This window comes from Pseudomonas sp. PA1(2017) (genome assembly GCF_001945375.1).
Taxonomy (GTDB): Bacteria; Pseudomonadota; Gammaproteobacteria; order Pseudomonadales; family Pseudomonadaceae; genus Aquipseudomonas.
In genome coordinates, this window is sequence record NZ_MSXU01000011.1 from 19,943 (window position 1) to 35,495 (window position 15,553).

The 15,553-nt window shown below is 65.7% G+C and carries 11 protein-coding genes; 10 read left to right on the forward strand and 1 reads right to left on the reverse strand.

The window, feature by feature from the left end; genetic code table 11:
• Nucleotides 1–128 precede the first annotated feature (128 nt).
• Nucleotides 129–1,070 carry a pca operon transcription factor PcaQ gene (gene pcaQ, locus BVH01_RS16575; RefSeq protein WP_075931402.1) on the reverse strand — a complete coding sequence of 314 codons (942 nt, stop codon included), beginning with the start codon at nucleotides 1,068–1,070 and terminating at the stop codon, nucleotides 129–131.
• A gap of 700 nt (nucleotides 1,071–1,770) precedes the next feature.
• Between pcaQ and glgA the strand changes: the two genes are divergently transcribed.
• Genes glgA through BVH01_RS16625 form a run of 10 tightly spaced genes read left to right on the forward strand, consistent with a single transcriptional unit; the run spans nucleotide 1,771 to nucleotide 15,444 of the window.
• On the forward strand, nucleotides 1,771–3,309 hold the full coding sequence (gene glgA, locus BVH01_RS16580) for a glycogen synthase GlgA (RefSeq protein ID WP_075931403.1): 1,539 nt from the start codon (nucleotides 1,771–1,773) through the stop codon (nucleotides 3,307–3,309).
• Nucleotides 3,309–5,045, forward strand: a complete 1,737-nt coding sequence (gene treZ, locus BVH01_RS16585; RefSeq protein ID WP_075931404.1) for a malto-oligosyltrehalose trehalohydrolase — start codon at nucleotides 3,309–3,311, stop codon at nucleotides 5,043–5,045. Before glgA ends, treZ begins: the two co-directional genes overlap by 1 nt.
• Nucleotides 5,042–7,120, forward strand: a complete 2,079-nt coding sequence (gene malQ, locus BVH01_RS16590; protein ID WP_075931405.1) for a 4-alpha-glucanotransferase — start codon at nucleotides 5,042–5,044, stop codon at nucleotides 7,118–7,120. The genes treZ and malQ overlap by 4 nt, the downstream gene beginning before the upstream one ends.
• Nucleotides 7,113–9,917, forward strand: a complete 2,805-nt coding sequence (locus BVH01_RS16595) for a malto-oligosyltrehalose synthase (RefSeq protein ID WP_075931406.1) — start codon at nucleotides 7,113–7,115, stop codon at nucleotides 9,915–9,917. The genes malQ and BVH01_RS16595 overlap by 8 nt, the downstream gene beginning before the upstream one ends.
• On the forward strand, nucleotides 9,914–10,246 hold the full coding sequence (locus tag BVH01_RS16600; protein WP_075931407.1) for a DUF2934 domain-containing protein: 333 nt from the start codon (nucleotides 9,914–9,916) through the stop codon (nucleotides 10,244–10,246). Before BVH01_RS16595 ends, BVH01_RS16600 begins: the two co-directional genes overlap by 4 nt.
• An 18-nt stretch (nucleotides 10,247–10,264) precedes the next feature.
• Nucleotides 10,265–12,397, forward strand: a complete 2,133-nt coding sequence (gene glgX / locus BVH01_RS16605; protein WP_075931408.1) for a glycogen debranching protein GlgX — start codon at nucleotides 10,265–10,267, stop codon at nucleotides 12,395–12,397.
• The gene (locus BVH01_RS16610; protein ID WP_177344620.1) at nucleotides 12,394–13,428 is read left to right on the forward strand and encodes an acyl-CoA dehydrogenase family protein; all 1,035 of its coding nucleotides are present in this window, start codon (nucleotides 12,394–12,396) and stop codon (nucleotides 13,426–13,428) included. Before glgX ends, BVH01_RS16610 begins: the two co-directional genes overlap by 4 nt.
• Nucleotides 13,425–14,183, forward strand: a complete 759-nt coding sequence (locus BVH01_RS16615) for a PIG-L deacetylase family protein (protein WP_075931409.1) — start codon at nucleotides 13,425–13,427, stop codon at nucleotides 14,181–14,183. Before BVH01_RS16610 ends, BVH01_RS16615 begins: the two co-directional genes overlap by 4 nt.
• Nucleotides 14,180–14,803 carry a class I SAM-dependent methyltransferase gene (locus BVH01_RS16620; protein WP_075931410.1) on the forward strand — a complete coding sequence of 208 codons (624 nt, stop codon included), beginning with the start codon at nucleotides 14,180–14,182 and terminating at the stop codon, nucleotides 14,801–14,803. Before BVH01_RS16615 ends, BVH01_RS16620 begins: the two co-directional genes overlap by 4 nt.
• Complete coding sequence (locus BVH01_RS16625; RefSeq protein WP_075931411.1) at nucleotides 14,800–15,444, forward strand: glycosyltransferase family 2 protein; 645 nt, start codon at nucleotides 14,800–14,802, stop codon at nucleotides 15,442–15,444. The genes BVH01_RS16620 and BVH01_RS16625 overlap by 4 nt, the downstream gene beginning before the upstream one ends.
• Nucleotides 15,445–15,553 lie beyond the last annotated feature (109 nt).

Here is a 15,553-nt window from a genome sequence, read left to right on the forward strand (position 1 = left end):
GGTCGTTCGAGGTGTCGGATTAAAGCACGTGGCACCTGGCCATCAAATACCATTCAACGGAAGCTGATCACAGACTCGACAGTGGGTCGTAGTTGCCAATAAAGCCGCAAACCCTCAGCGGGTCTGGCCTAGGGCTCAAGAAACGTCGAACGTTTTCGATATTCACCCGCCAATTCCCGCAAAGTCTCGCAACACCATTGCGCCGCCAACGACAGCGGCAGCGTGGCGTTGCTGCAGATGCCGACCGAACCGCCGGGCTCGCGGATGCCGAGGGCGAGCTCGGCCAGGTCGCCGTTTGCCAGGTCGAGGCGCACGGCGTCGAGCGGCGCGACCCACACGGCGTCGCTCTGCTGCACGTAGCGGCGGCTGAGCGCCGGGGACAGGGTTTCCAGGCGCTGGCGCGGCTGGGCCACGCCGCATTGCACGAACAGGCTGTCGGCGTAGCGGCGGATGGTGGTGCCGGCCAATGGCAGTACCACGGGGTAATCGCCCAATTGACCGAGGCCGGCATCGCCAGCGGCCAGCAGCGGATGGTCGGGCCGCACCACCAGGCTCATCGACTCGCTGTACAGGTGCTCGAAGGTCAGGCCCTGGATTTCCGGGCTGTCGGTCATCCGGCCGACCACCAGGTCCAGCTCGCCAACGCGCAGTTGCGCCAGCAGATAGGCGCTGGGGCCCGTGGCGATGCTGACCACAAGCGCCGCGTGGCGCGCGTGCAGGCGACGCACCACTTCGGGAATCAGCAGGCTCTCCACGGTGGATAGCACGCCCACGCGCACCTGCCCGGCATCGTGCTCGCCACTGCGCAAGCTGCTCACGCCATCGCGTAGCGCCTGCACGCAGGGGCCGGCGTAGCGCATGAAGGCCAGCCCGGCGGTGGTCAGGCTGACGCCCGCCTTGCCACGCTCGAACAGCGAAGCGTCGAGGATCTCTTCCAGTTCCTTGACCGTCTTGGAGATGGCCGGCTGGCTGACGGCCAGGGCATCGGCGGCCTTGGCGAAGCTGCGCTGCCGGGCGATCTCCAGAAAGCAGGTCAGGTGGCGAAATTTGATGCGGGTGTCGAGGTTCATGGCCGGCGTGTGCTGATTGGGCCTGGCAACAGTACCACACCGCCGATCCGCCTCGGTCGTTCACGATCTGCAACACCCGATCGGCTCAGCGAAACGCTGAGTCTGGCAAAAACCCTTTATTTCCAAGCCTTTTATGGCCAGCGTGATTAACCAATCGATGGTGGCACTTTTACTTGCGTCATGAATATCGAACGGATTGTCAGGCAATAAAAACAGCGAACTTAATTGACCGTTCGAACGATAAAAATAAGTGCAACTTTCCGCGCGCTTACTTGCACCGTTAGTTGTAAAGGAATTGTCCAGTCCTTGTACAAGCGCGCCGACAGGGGGCAAACATGACCGCTCGTCGCCCCGTGCCAATCCAAACGCCCCAAAGCCCCTGCTAGAGAGGCGCTAAGGCAGATCGAACCTGTGCCGCAAACCGCCTATCGCAGTCGAAACCCCGCAACTTACCGGCCATTGGCAGCGAAAACCTGCTGCCGCGCATTAGTTCCATGATGACCGGGCAAGCTCGTGAAAATAGTCGAAACTTCTTATTCGCGAGCTGGGTCATCAACTAGGTGGGAATTAATCACCAGCAAGCAGCTTTTCCTCCTGCCCCGACACGGCAATCAACTGGAAAGACAGACGGCCTATTCCCGTCGGCGTGCAAGCGAACGAATTATTGACGAGTCAAGGACAGAATCGAGCGGAGGATGGTATGGGAAACGCTGTTGCGGTAACACGGTTCGATCAAGCGGTATCGGTAGAAACATCCCTCAAGCCACATAACACCATTACCAACCTGCACGCGGCCAAGAAGAAGATTCTCTTCGTCAGCCCTGAGCTGGCCGACCTGATCAAGGTAGGCGGCCTGGGTGACGTTTCCGCGTCGCTGCCACGGGCGATGAACGCCAACCACGACGTGCGCGTGCTGATCCCCGGCTATCGCCAGGTGCTGCAGAGCGGCCACGCGATCCGCGATGTCGGCAGCGTACCGGGCCACGCTGCCCTGCCGCCCGCCCGTATCGGCTGCATGACGCTGCCCGACGGGTTGATCGTCTATGTGCTCATTTGCCCCGAGCTGTACGACCGCGATGGCACGCCCTATGGTGACGCTCAAGGTCGCGACTGGCAGGACAACCACATCCGTTTCGCCAGCCTCGGCCTGGCCGCCGCCGAGATCGCCGCCGGTACCGCCTGCCTGAGCTGGTGCCCTGAAGTGGTTCACGCCAACGACTGGCCCGCTGCCCTGGCGCCCGCCTACATGAGCTGGCGCGGCCTGCAGACGCCGACCGTATTCACCATCCACAACCTCGCCTACCAGGGCCTGTGCAGCCTGGAATGCAGCCCGGAGCTGGGCCTGCCTTCCTCGGCCTGTGGCCACCAGGGCATGGAATTCTATGGTCGCCTGTCGTTCCTCAAGGCCGGCCTGGTGTACTCGGATCACGTCACTACGGTGAGCGAGAACTACGCCCGCGAGATCACCACCTCCGAATTCGGCTGCGGCCTGGAAGGCATGCTGCAGTTCAAGGTGCAGCTCAATCAGCTCAGCGGCATCCCCAACGGCATCGACGACAGCTGGGATTCGGTCAACGACCCGCACCTGGTGCAAGGCTTCGACGCCCATGACTGGGAAGGCAAGCGCGCCAACACCCGTCACGTCGAGCAGATGTTCGGCCTGGAGCAGAGTGACGGCCCGCTGTTCGCCGTGGTTTCGCGCCTGGTGCAGCAGAAAGGCATCGACATGACCCTGGAGATTGCCGACACCATCGTTGCCGAAGGCGGTCGCATCGCGATCATCGGCCGTGGCGAGGAGCACCTCGAGGAAGCCGTCCGTGAGCTGGCGCGTCGCCATCCGGGCAAGGTCGGCGCCAACGTCGGCTTCAACGAAGCGGATGCACGCTGCATGTTCGCCGGCAGCGACTTCCTACTCATGCCGTCGCGTTTCGAGCCTTGCGGCCTCAGCCAGATGTACGCCCAGCGCTTCGGCTCGCTGCCGATCGCCCGCGCGACCGGCGGCCTGGCCGACACCATCGAAGACGGCGTGAACGGCTTCCTGTTCAAGGAGCCGAGCAGCGACAGCTACCTGACCGCTGTACGCCGCGCAATGGCCATCTATCGCAACCCGAATTTGCTCAACGCCATGCGCGCCCATGCCATGGCCGCGCCGCTGTACTGGAAGCAGTCCGTGGAGCCCTATGCCGCGCTGTATCGCAAGCTGGTGGCAGCGAAGACATCGGGCGGGAAACTGGTGTGATGGCAGAGGAAAAACCAAGACACGGCGCCCGGCTCGACGATAACGGCCACACCCACTTTGCACTGTGGGCGCCGGACGCCAAGAGCGTCGCGGTAAAGCTGCAAGACGACACCCAACATGCAATGACGGCCAGCGACGACGGCTGGTACGCCGCCACCCTCCCGGTGGCCGCAGGCACCGACTACCATTACCTGATCGACGATCACCTGCTGGTGCCCGACCCCGCTTCGCGCTGGCAGGCCAATGACGTGCACGGCCCCAGCCGTGTCGCCGATCCATTCCGCTATCAATGGCGCAGTACCGACTGGCAGGGCCGCCCCTGGCAGGAAACGGTGCTTTACGAAGTCCACGTCGGCACCCTGGGCGGTTACCAGGCCGCGCAGGCGCGCTTGCAAGAGCTTGCCGACCTGGGTGTCACCGCCATCGAACTGATGCCCCTGGGTGAATTCCCGGGCGGTCGCAACTGGGGTTACGACGGCGTGCTGCCCTTCGCACCGGATTCGTCATACGGCACACCGGACCAGTTGCGCGCACTGATCGACCGCGCCCATGAGCTGGGCCTGATGGTGTTCATCGACGTGGTGTACAACCACTTCGGCCCGGACGGTAATTACCTGGGCCAGTACGCCAGCGACTTCTTCCGCGAAGACGTGCACACGCCCTGGGGCCCGGCCATCGATTTTCGTCGACGGCAGGTGCGTGACTACTTCATCGACAACGCCCTGATGTGGGTGCACGACTACCGGGCCGACGGCTTGCGCTTCGACGCCGTACACGCCATTGGTGAGCGCGACTTCCTGCTCGAACTGGCCGAACGGCTGCATGCCTCGATTCCCCCCTCGCGCCATCTGCACCTGGTGCTGGAAAACGAGCACAACGACGCCGAACTGCTGCAGCAAGGCTTCGTCGCCCAGTGGAACGATGACGGCCACAACGTGCTGCATCACCTGCTGACCGGCGAGCACGAAGGCTACTACGCCGACTTCGCCAGCGATGCCACGCACAAGCTGGCCCGCTGCCTGCGCGAAGGCTTCATCTACCAGGGGGAAACCACCCGCCACGGCACCGCCCGCGGCAGCAGCAGCGGTCACCTGGCGCCCAGCGCCTTCGTGCTGTTCCTGCAGAACCACGATCAGGTCGGCAACCGCGCCGTCGGTGAACGTCTGCGCACGCTGGCCGATGACGACGCGCTGAAAAGCGCCACCGCCCTGCTGCTGCTCAGCCCGATGATTCCGCTGCTGTTCATGGGCGAGGAATGGGGCAGCGAGCAGCCGTTCCAGTTCTTCACTTCACACAACGACGAGCTCGGTGAAGCGGTGCGCAAGGGTCGCCAGAACGAATTCAAGGATTTCTCCAAGTTCTCCGGCCAGGCCATTCCTGCCCCCAACGACGCCAGCACCTTCGAAACCTCCAAGCCCGACTACCACAATCGCGACACGGCGGATGGCAAGGCCTGGCTGGCGTTCTATCGAGAGCTGCTGAACCTGCGCCACCAGCACATCGTGCCGCGCCTGCCTGGCAGCCAGGCCCTGGAGAGTCGGGTGCTCGGCGAGGCCGCTGTGGCTGCTAGCTGGCAGCTTGGCGACGGCCAGGTGCTGCATATCGCCCTGAATCTGGGCAGCGAGCCGGTGGAAGCAGCGACGCCGCAAGGCGCTCACCAACTGTTCAGCTACCGCGCTGACGGCGAGCAGCTGCCGGCGCACAGCGTGCGCGTTCTGCTGGAGGGCGCCCCATGAGCGATGCACGCCTGGCAGAACTGAGCAAGGCCGCAGGCCTGAGCGTCGACTGGATCGACGCCGACGGTAATGCCCAATCGGTCAAACCCGAGCATCAACGTCGTCTGCTCGACGCCCTTGGTTATCCCGCGGCTGACGACGGGCAGATCGAAGCCAGCCTGGCGCAGTTGCAGCACCGCCAGAACAACCTGGCCCTCGGCCCACTGGTCACCCTCGACCAGCAGCAGGCTCTGGACCTGACCCGCTACTTTCCGCCGGGCACGCCATTCGAGATTCAGCTGGAACAGGGCGAACGCCTGGACGGCCGACTGGACGACAGCGGTCGCCTGCCGGTGATCGGCACCATCGGTTATCACCAGTTGCGCATCGCCGGTGGCGAAGTGACCCTCGCCGTGGCGCCTGCCGCCTGCCCGAGCGTCGCCGAACTGGCCGACCGTGCCGATGCCAGGATCTGGGGCCTGAGCGCCCAGCTGTACTCGCTGCGCCGCCCGGGTGACGGTGGCCTGGGCGACACTCAGGCGCTGGAATCCCTGGTGCGCAGCGCGGCGGCCCGCGGCGCCGATGCCGTGGCGATCAGCCCGATGCACGCCATGTTCAGCGCCAACCTGCACACTTACAGCCCCTACTCGCCCTCCAGCCGCCTGTTCTTCAACGTGCTGCATGCTGCACCGGCCAGTGTGCTCGGCGAAGCAGCGGTTCAGCAGGCCATCCGCACTTGTGGGCTGGCCGACGAACTGGCGCGCCTGGAAGGCCTGGAGCTGATCGACTGGCCGGGCGTCGCCAGTGCGCGCATGCAGATATTGCGGCAGCTGCATGCCGATTTCGCTGTCAGCATTCATCCGCTGCAGGCCGACTTCGAGGCCTTTCGCCAGGCCGGTGGCGAGGCCCTGCGCCAGCATTGTCGCTTCGAGGCGCTGCGCGGCTTCATGGACCTCAACGGCCTGCCGGTCGACTGGCGGGCCTGGCCCGAGCAGTACCGGGACCCTGCCAGCGCGGCGGTCGAGCAGTTCTGCGAAGGCCATCAGCACGAGATCGAATTCCACGCCTTCGCCCAATGGCTGGTCGCCCGCTGCCTGCACGGCGCGCAGGCGGCAGCCCGTGAAGCCGGCATGGCGGTCGGCCTGATCGCCGACCTGGCCGTCGGCGCCGATGCCGCCGGCAGCCAGGCCTGGGGCCGCCAGGCCGAACTGCTGCAGTCGGTCAGCGTCGGCGCGCCGCCGGACATCCTCAACCGCTCGGGGCAAAACTGGGGCGTGTCGGCGTTTTCGCCCCAGGGCCTGCAACAGAACGGCTTTCGCGCCTACCTCGAAATGCTGCGCGCGAACCTGGCTCACGCCGGTGGCATGCGCATCGACCACGTGATGACCCTGCGCCGTCTGTGGGTGATTCCCGAAGGCGAGGACTCTGCCGCCGGCGCCTACCTCAACTATCCGTCCCAGGATCTGCTGCGTCTGCTGTGCCTGGAGGCCGAGCGCCACCGCGCGCTGATCATCGGCGAAGACCTGGGCACGGTGCCCGACGGCCTGCGCGAAGAGCTGGCCGCGCGCAACATTCTCGGCATGCGCGTGCTGCTCTTCGAGCAAAGCAACGGCCACTTCCATGCCCCGGGCCACTGGCCGCGCGACGCCCTGGCCACCACCACGACCCATGATTTGCCGAGCATTCGCGGCTGGCTCGCCTCCCGCGACATCCATTGGCGCCAGGCTGCGGGCCACCGCAGCGACGACTACACCAGACAGGATCATCAATTGCGCGCCCAGGAAACCCGAGCACTGCACCAGGCCTTGCACGATCACGGCCACGCCACCGCCGAACAGATGGATGACGGCCAGCAACTGGACGCCAGCATCGCCTTCATCGGCAGCACCCCAGCGCCGCTGGTGCTGCTGCCGCTGGAAGACGCCATGGCCGCCACCGAACAGCCCAACCTGCCCGGCCCGGGCGACGAACACCCGAACTGGCGCCGCCGCTGGGCCGAGCCGGCCGAGGGCATGCTCGACACCCCGGCAGTCGCGCACCGCCTCCAGCGCCTGCAGTGGGCCCGCAACCTGGCCGAGGGCCTCGGCCATGACTGAGTTGCGCGCCAGCGTTCGCCTGCAGTTTCACAAGGGCTTTACCCTCGACGATGCCGTACCCCTGGTCGACTATTTCGCGCGCCTGGGCATCAGCCATATCTACGCCTCGCCGCTGCTCACCGCACGGCCTGGCTCCATGCACGGCTACGACGTGGTCGACCCGACACGCGTCAACCCCGAGCTGGGCGGCGAAGCGGCTCTGGAACGCCTGATCGCCGCCCTGCGCGGCAAAGGTATGGGGCTGATCCTGGATATCGTCTCCAACCACATGGCGGTGGGCGGCGATGCCAACCCCTGGTGGCTGGACGTGCTCGAATGGGGCGCCAGCAGCGCCTATGCAAAATTTTTCGACATCCACTGGCAGTCCCACGACCCCCTGCTGCGCGGCCAGTTGCTGGTGCCGTTCCTGCGCAGCGACTACGGCGAGGTGCTGGCTGCCGGCGAGATCGAGCTGCACTTCGATGCCAAACGCGGCCTGTTCTACGCCAAGCACTACGACCACCGTTTCCCGATCAACCCACCGACCTATGGCGACATCCTGCAGCGCAGCGGCCATCCCGAGCTGCAGGCCCTGGGCCAGCGCTTCGCTGCGCTGGACGACAGCGCCGATGGTCAGCGTCAGGCGAGCGTGCTGTTTCGTGAACTGGTCGCCCTGGCCAGCAAGGCCGGGCATGCCATCGAGCGTGCCCTGGCCAGCCTACGGCCAGCCGAGGGGCAGAACTTCGAAGCGCTGCACCAGTTGCTCGAACGCCAGCACTATCGCCTGGCCAGCTGGCGCACCGCGGCGGACGACATCAACTGGCGGCGTTTCTTCGACATCAACGAACTGGGCGGCCTCAAGGTCGAGCGCCACGACGTGTTCGAAGCGACCCACGGGAAAATCTTCGAGCTGATCGAAAAAGGCCTGGTCGATGGCCTGCGTATCGACCACGTCGACGGCTTGGCCAACCCGCGCGCCTATTGCCGCAAGCTGCGCCGCCGCGTCGAGCGGCTGCTGCCGAAACGCCCGGCGAATCTGCAGGGTGGCCGTTTTTCGATCTATGTCGAAAAGATCCTCGGCGAAGGCGAACAGCTGCCCCGCGACTGGGGTGTGGACGGCACCACCGGCTACGAATTCATGAACCAGGTGTCGCTGCTGCAGCACGCGCCCGAAGGCGAGCCGATCCTGTCGAAGCTGTGGAGCGAAACCAGCGGCCGCGAGGCCGACTTCATGGCCGAGGTTCGTGAGGCGCGCCAGTTGGTGCTGACCACCTCCCTGGCCGGCGACCTGGAAGCCCTGGCCCAAGGCCTCTTGCTAGTGGCCCGTGACGACATCGCCACCCGCGACCTGACCCTGGGCGCCATCCGCCGCGCGCTGCTGGAGCTGATCACCCATTTCTCGGTGTACCGCACCTACGTGTCGGCCGCCGGGCGCAGTGCCAATGACCAGGCGGTGTTCGACCATGCCCTGGAAGGCGCCCGCACGACGCTGGCCGAAGGCGACTGGCCGCTCCTTGAACATCTGGACAGCTGGCTTGGCGGCCAGGCCCTTTCGCACCTGCCACCGAGCCCACAGCGCAAGCGCCGGGCGAAGATGATCGAGCGCTTCCAGCAACTCACCTCCCCGGCCGCCGCCAAGGCCGTGGAAGACACCGCCTGCTACCGCAGTGCGGTGCTGCTGTCGCGTAACGACGTGGGCTTCGACCCGCAACAATTCAGCGCGCCGATGCAGGCCTTTCATGACGGTTGCGTCGAGCGGGCCCGTCATTTCCCAGCCAACCTGCTGACCACCGCGACCCACGACCACAAGCGTGGCGAAGACACCCGCGCGCGCCTGACCGTGCTCAGCGAGCGTGCCGAATGGTTCGCCGAGCGTTGCCAGCACTGGCGCGAACTGGCTGCGCCGCTGCGCGATGAACTGGATGACGGCCTGGCGCCCGCGCCCGGTGACGAGCTGATGCTGCTGCAGATCCTGCTTGCCTGCTGGCCGCTGGATCTGCGCGCCGACGATGCCGAGGGCCTGCAAAGCCTCACCGAGCGCCTCACCGCCTGGCAGGAAAAGGCTGTGCGCGAGGCCAAGTTGCGCAGCACCTGGAGCAACCCCAACGAGCGCTATGAGCAGGCTTGCCGAGACTACCTGCAGGCACTGCTCGGCAGCGACGAGGGTGCCAAATTGCGCGCCGAGATCTGCCACGCCGCCGCCGAAATCGCGCCTGCCGGCGCCCTCAACAGCCTGGCCCAGAGCCTGCTGCGCATGAGCGTGCCGGGGGTTCCCGATCTGTATCAGGGCTGCGAGTTCTGGGACTTCTCCTTGGTCGACCCGGACAACCGCCGCCCGGTGGATTTCGCCGCTCGCCGCCAGGCCCTGGCTGATGGCCAACCGATGGCCCAGGCCCTCGAACACTGGCATGACGGCCACGTAAAGCAGGCACTGATCGCCGCCACCCTGCTGGCTCGCCAGCACCACGCGCAGCTGTTCGCCAAAGGCGATTACCAGCCGCTGCAGGTCGAGGGTGAGCACGCCGAGCGGGTCGTCGCGTTTCTGCGTAGCCACGGCGAGCAGCACGCCATCGTCGTTGTGCCGCGCCTGAGCGCCAACCTGCTGGGCGATAGCGCCATGCCGCTGATCGCCGCCGACCAATGGGGCGACACCCGTATCGCCCTGCCCGCCGCGCTCGCCGACCAGGCGCTGCACAGCACATTCGACTCTGCCAACCCTCTGCCCCCCAGCGCCTACCTTGCCTTGCGCGATGTGCTGCGCGCTGTCCCCGTCAATCTGCTGATCGCCCCTAGCCCATCTCAGGAGTCACAACCATGAGCGCAAAAGAAGACCGTATCCGTGAGTTCGCCTACCAGATCTGGGAATCCGAAGGGAAACCCCACGGCCAGGCCAAACGCCACTGGGAAATGGCCACCAAGCTGGTCGAGGCCGAGCAGACGCCCGGCAAGGCCGCGCCCAAGCGCGTGAGCAAGTCCAAGGCCGCCGCTGGCGAGCCGGCCCCTGCCGCGCCTATCAAACCCCGTGCCAGCAAGGCAGCGCCCAAGGCCGACGCCGAGAAACCTGCCCTGCTCAAACCGGCCAAGGCGCCCGCCAAGGCCAAACCCAGCACCACCCCCAAGCCTGCCGCCAAGAAGCCCAAGGCCTGATACCAGGAGCCACCCAGAATGAGTCAACCACGCTCGCGTATAACCGAAGGTCAGCCCTTTCCGTTGGGGTCGACCTGGGATGGTTTGGGCGTCAACTTCGCGCTCTTCTCGGCTCACGCCACCAAGGTCGAACTGTGCATTTTCGACCCTGATGGCCTGGAAGAAATCGAGCGCATCGAATTGCCGGAGTACACCGACGAAATCTGGCACGGCTACCTGCCCGACGCCCATCCGGGGCTGATCTACGGCTACCGCGTGTACGGCCCCTACGAGCCGGAAGCCGGTCACCGCTTCAACCCCAACAAACTGCTGATCGACCCGTACGCCAAGCAACTGGTCGGCGAGCTGAAATGGTCCGAAGCGCTGTTCGGCTACGAGATCGGCCACCCCGACGGCGACCTCAGTTTCGACGAGCGTGACAGCGCGCCCTTCGTGCCCAAGTGCAAGGTGATCGACCCGGCCTACACCTGGGGCAAGCACCGCAGCCACCGCGTCGACTGGGACAAGACGGTGTTTTACGAGGCCCATCTGCGTGGCCTGACCATGCGTCATCCGTCGGTGGCCGAAGACAAGCGCGGCACCTTCGCCGGCCTGATGAACGCCGACGTGATCAAGCACATCCGCAAGCTCGGCGTTTCGTCGGTCGAACTGCTGCCGGTGCATGCCTTCGTGAACGACCAGCACCTGCTGGAAAAGGGCATGAACAACTACTGGGGCTATAACAGCATCGGCTTTTTCGCCCCGCACCCCCGTTACCTGGCCAGCGGCCACATCAACGAATTCAAGGAAATGGCCGCGCACCTGCACGATGCAGGCCTGGAGCTGATTCTCGACGTGGTCTACAACCACACCGCCGAAGGCAACGAGCTGGGCCCGACGCTGTCCATGCGCGGCATCGACAACGCCAGCTACTACCGGCTGATGCCCGATGACAAGCGCTACTACATCAACGATTCGGGCACCGGCAACACCCTGGATCTGAGCCACCCGTGCGTGCTGCAAATGGTCACCGACTCACTGCGCTACTGGGCCACGGAGATGGGCGTGGACGGCTTCCGCTTCGACCTGGCGACCATTCTGGCCCGCCACCACGACGGCTACGACGAACGCCACAGCTTCCTGGTCGCCTGTCGTCAGGACCCGGTACTGAGCAAGGTCAAGCTGATCGCCGAGCCGTGGGACTGCGGCCCTGGCGGTTATCAGGTCGGTGGTTTCCCGCCGGGCTGGGCGGAGTGGAACGACAAGTTCCGCGACAATGTGCGCAGCTTCTGGAAGGGCGATGAAGGCCAGCTGGCCGAACTGGCCAGCCGCCTGACCGCCTCGGGCGACCTGTACAACCAGCGTGGTCGCCGGCCGTTCTCGTCGGTGAACTTCATCACCGCCCACGACGGTTTCACCCTCAATGACCTTGTCTCCTACAACGACAAGCACAACGAGGACAACGACGAGAACAATCAGGACGGCAGCAACAACAACATGTCCTGGAACCACGGCGTCGAAGGCCCGACCGACGACGAGGCCATCAACGACCTGCGCTTGCGACAAATGCGCAACTTCATGGCCACGCTGATCCTCGCCCAGGGCACACCGATGCTGGTGGCCGGCGACGAGTTCGCGCGCACCCAGCACGGCAACAACAATGCCTATTGCCAGGACAGCGAGATCGGCTGGATCAACTGGGACCTGAGCGAGCGCGGAAAGCAGTTGCAGGAATTCGTCACCCGGGTGATCAAGCTGCGCATGAACTACCCGATCCTGCGTCGTAGTCGCTTCTTCGTCGGCGCCTTCAACGAGGAGCTGGGCGTCAAGGACGTCACCTGGCTGGCACCCAGTGGCGAGGAGATGAACGAGGACAACTGGCACGACCCCCATGCGCGCTGCATGGGCATGCTGCTCGATGGCCGCGCTCAGCCGACAGGGATCCGCCGCAGCGGGGCCGACGCGACGCTGCTGCTGGTGGTCAACTCGCACCATGACGTGGTCAATTTCCGCCTGCCGGAAGTTGCCCAGGGTAGCCACTGGACGTGCATGCTCGACACCAACCGGGTCGAGGAACCAGAGGACGATGAAGTGTTCCAGTTCGGTGACGAGTTCATCGTTACCCACCGCTCGCTGGTGCTGTTCGAGCTGCAGAAGGAAAAGGTGGTATGACCGGGAGCGGCACTCGTCTGGTGGAACGCCTCGGCGCCCTGCTGAACGAGTGGCCGCACCCACTCCCGCATCACCCCGAGGCTCTGCTGCGCAGCCTGCAAAAGCTCTGCGACGCGGGCCTCGATCGATTACCCAAACCCGGCGGTGGCCAGACCCTGCAACGTTGGCAGGCGCTGGCCACGGTCGCCGCACAGGATCTGAGCCTGTGCAAACTCTACGAAGGCCATACCGACGCCCTGGCGATCCTCGAGCATTTCGGCGCTGATGTGCCGGCTCGTGCCACCTGGGGCATGTGGGCTGCAGAACCGCCCATGGCCCGCGTCACCTTCGGCGCCGAGCAGCATGACGGTAGCGTGCGCCTGCACGGTCGCAAGGCCTGGTGTTCGGGCGCCACAGTACTCAGCCACGGCCTGCTCACCGCCTGGAACGAGCACGGCGAACAGCAGCTGGTAGCGATTGCCCTCGAGCAGCCTGGCGTGCGGGTGACCGAAGATGGCTGGCAGGCCGTGGGCATGGCCGCCACCCAGAGCGTGGAAATTCTCTTCGACGATGCCCATGGCCAACTAGTCGGCCCGCCTGGCGGCTACCTCGCACGGCCCGGCTTCTGGCAAGGCGGCGCCGGCATCGCCGCCTGCTGGTACGGTGCGGCGAGCCGCCTGGGCGAAGCGCTGCGCCGGCACTGCAGCGAACGCGACGAGCCCCACGCCCTCGCCCACCTTGGCCATGTGGACTGCGCACTGACCGCCGCAGCCAGCGCCCTGCGTGAGTGTGCCACCTGGATCAACACCAACCCAGAGGCCGACGCCGAACTGCCGGTACGCCGCGTGCGCGCCATCGTCGAGCACAGTGCGAACACGGTGATCGAGCACATTGGACGTGCCCTTGGCGCTGCTCCCTATTGCCGTGACGCCGCGCTGGCAAGGCTGCTGGCCGACCTGCCGGTGTTCCTGCGCCAGAGCCATGCCGAGCGCGACCTGGCGGCCCTCGGCGTGCTCGCGGCCCGCCAACCTCAAGAGAGCTGGATGCTATGAACACCAACCCGATCCAGGGCCAGGGCACCTCGCCGCAAGCCTGGAAGGCCTCCCGGCGCCTGGCCCAGGTGGCCGATATCACCTGCACGCAACTGGTGCCCGAAGGCTGTCGCGCGGTGATCATCGCCCCCCACCCGGACGATGAAATCCTCGGCAGCGGCGGCCTGCTGCAACTGCTGGCTCAGGCGCAGCGGCAAATTCTGCTTATCTCGGTCACCGATGGCGCCGCCAGCCATCCGGGCTCGACCTACTGGACACCGCAACGCCTGAGCATCGTTCGCCCCCAGGAGAGTGCCGATGCCCTCAAGCGCCTCGGCCTGCCGCTCGATCAGGTGCAGTGGGTGCACGGCGGTTTTCCCGATACCGGCGTGGGCGCTTGCGAAGTGCAGCTGCGCGAATTTCTCAAGACCTACCTGCAACCCAGCGACGTGGTGTTCGCCACTTGGCGCGAGGACGGCCACGCCGACCACGAAGCCGTTGGCCGCGCGGCCCTGACGGCCGCCCTGGAATGCGGCGCCCGCGCCCACGAGATTCCGATCTGGGCCTGGCACTGGGCGAGCCCCGAAGATCCGCGCATACCGTGGGAGCGCGCCCGCAAGCTGCAGCTCGACAAGTGGGCCCAGGCGCGCAAGCGTCACGCCATCCGTGCCTTCGCCAGCCAGCTCTACGACGACCCCGATAGCGGCCACGAACCGGTGCTTTCCGGCACGGCGGTGGAGCGCCTGCAGCAGCCCTTCGAGGTGGTGTTTCTATGAGCGTCGCCGACAATTACTTCGAAAATCTCTACCGCAGCAGCGAAGACCCCTGGTCGTTTCGCGAGCGCTGGTACGAGCAGCGCAAGCGCAACCTGACCCTCGCCGCCCTGCCGCGCAGCCACTACGGCAGCATCTTCGAGCCGGGCTGCGCCAACGGCGAACTAAGCGCGCGCCTGGCCGAACGCTGCACACACCTACTGTGCAGCGACACTTCTGCCCTCGCCTTGGAGCTGGCACGCAACCGCCTCGCTCACCGCAGCAACGTGCGCCTGATGCAAACCCGTCTACCGGAACAATGGCCGGCCGGGCGTTTCGACCTGATCGTGCTCAGCGAGCTGTGCTACTACCTCGACGCGCAGGATCTGGATCGCCTGATCGACTGCGCCAGGGCCGCCCTCAACACCGGCGCCAACCTGCTGGCCTGCCACTGGCGTTGGCCGATCGACGAATGCCCGTTGAGCGGCGACCAGGTTCACCAGCGCCTGCACGAACGCCTCGGTCTGCCGCGCCTGCTGCGCCATGAAGATACCGACATGCTGCTTGAAGTCTGGGGTACTGAAAGCACCTCCGTCGCCCAGCGCGAGGGGCTAACGCCACAGGCCCGGGAGCGTCCGGTTTGATCGGCATCGTGATCCCCGCTCACAACGAAGAGCAGAGCCTGGACGCCTGCCTGACCGCCCTGCTCGACGCCGCCGCCCACTCCCTTCTCGATGTGCCGGTGCGCATTCTGGTGGTGCTCGATAGCTGCAGCGATGGATCGGCCAGCGTGGTCGCCAATTACCCGGTCGCGAGCCTTTCGCTGCAGGCACGCAACGTCGGCCAGGCGCGTGCCGCTGGCGTGGCCTGGCAACTCGAACGTGGCGCGGGCTGGATCGCCTGCTCCGACGCCGATAGCCGCGTGGCACCGGACTGGCTGGTGCGCCAGCGCGAACTGCAAGCCGACATGGTCTGCGGCACAGTGGAAGTCGCCGAATGGGGCGAGCTCGATCACGGCGTACAGAGCCGTTACCTGAGTGCCTACCAGGACCGCGACGGACATCGGCACATCCACGGTGCCAACCTGTCGTTCAGCGCAGCCGCCTACCATCGCGCCGGAGGGTTCCAGAACATCGCCGTCGACGAGGACGTGCAGCTGGTCGCCGCCTTCGAGCGCGTCGGCGCGCGCATCGCCTGGAGCTCGTTGCCGCGCGTGTATACCAGTGCCCGTCTGGATTGCCGCGCCCGCGGAGGCTTCGGCGATTATCTGCGCTCGCTGCTCTAGGCCTGTTAACGCTCGAGCACGATCGCGCCGGAGCCCTCGGCTTGCGCAGCAGTATTAACAAGCTCCAAAGCCGCCGCACGGCGGGCAAAAACCTTGAACCGCCTCCTCG

What these genes read in the sequence shown, in the direction of transcription:
- malQ (WP_075931405.1), top strand. Translation starts at nt 5,042, where the DNA reads ATGAGCGATGCACGCCTGGCAGAACTGAGCAAGGCCGCAGGCCTGAGC.
- glgA (WP_075931403.1), top strand. Translation starts at nt 1,771, where the DNA reads ATGGGAAACGCTGTTGCGGTAACACGGTTCGATCAAGCGGTATCGGTA.
- pcaQ (WP_075931402.1), bottom strand. Translation starts at nt 1,070, where the DNA reads ATGAACCTCGACACCCGCATCAAATTTCGCCACCTGACCTGCTTTCTG.
- BVH01_RS16595 (WP_075931406.1), top strand. Translation starts at nt 7,113, where the DNA reads ATGACTGAGTTGCGCGCCAGCGTTCGCCTGCAGTTTCACAAGGGCTTT.
- BVH01_RS16620 (WP_075931410.1), top strand. Translation starts at nt 14,180, where the DNA reads ATGAGCGTCGCCGACAATTACTTCGAAAATCTCTACCGCAGCAGCGAA.
- BVH01_RS16600 (WP_075931407.1), top strand. Translation starts at nt 9,914, where the DNA reads ATGAGCGCAAAAGAAGACCGTATCCGTGAGTTCGCCTACCAGATCTGG.
- BVH01_RS16610 (WP_177344620.1), top strand. Translation starts at nt 12,394, where the DNA reads ATGACCGGGAGCGGCACTCGTCTGGTGGAACGCCTCGGCGCCCTGCTG.
- treZ (WP_075931404.1), top strand. Translation starts at nt 3,309, where the DNA reads ATGGCAGAGGAAAAACCAAGACACGGCGCCCGGCTCGACGATAACGGC.
- glgX (WP_075931408.1), top strand. Translation starts at nt 10,265, where the DNA reads ATGAGTCAACCACGCTCGCGTATAACCGAAGGTCAGCCCTTTCCGTTG.
- BVH01_RS16615 (WP_075931409.1), top strand. Translation starts at nt 13,425, where the DNA reads ATGAACACCAACCCGATCCAGGGCCAGGGCACCTCGCCGCAAGCCTGG.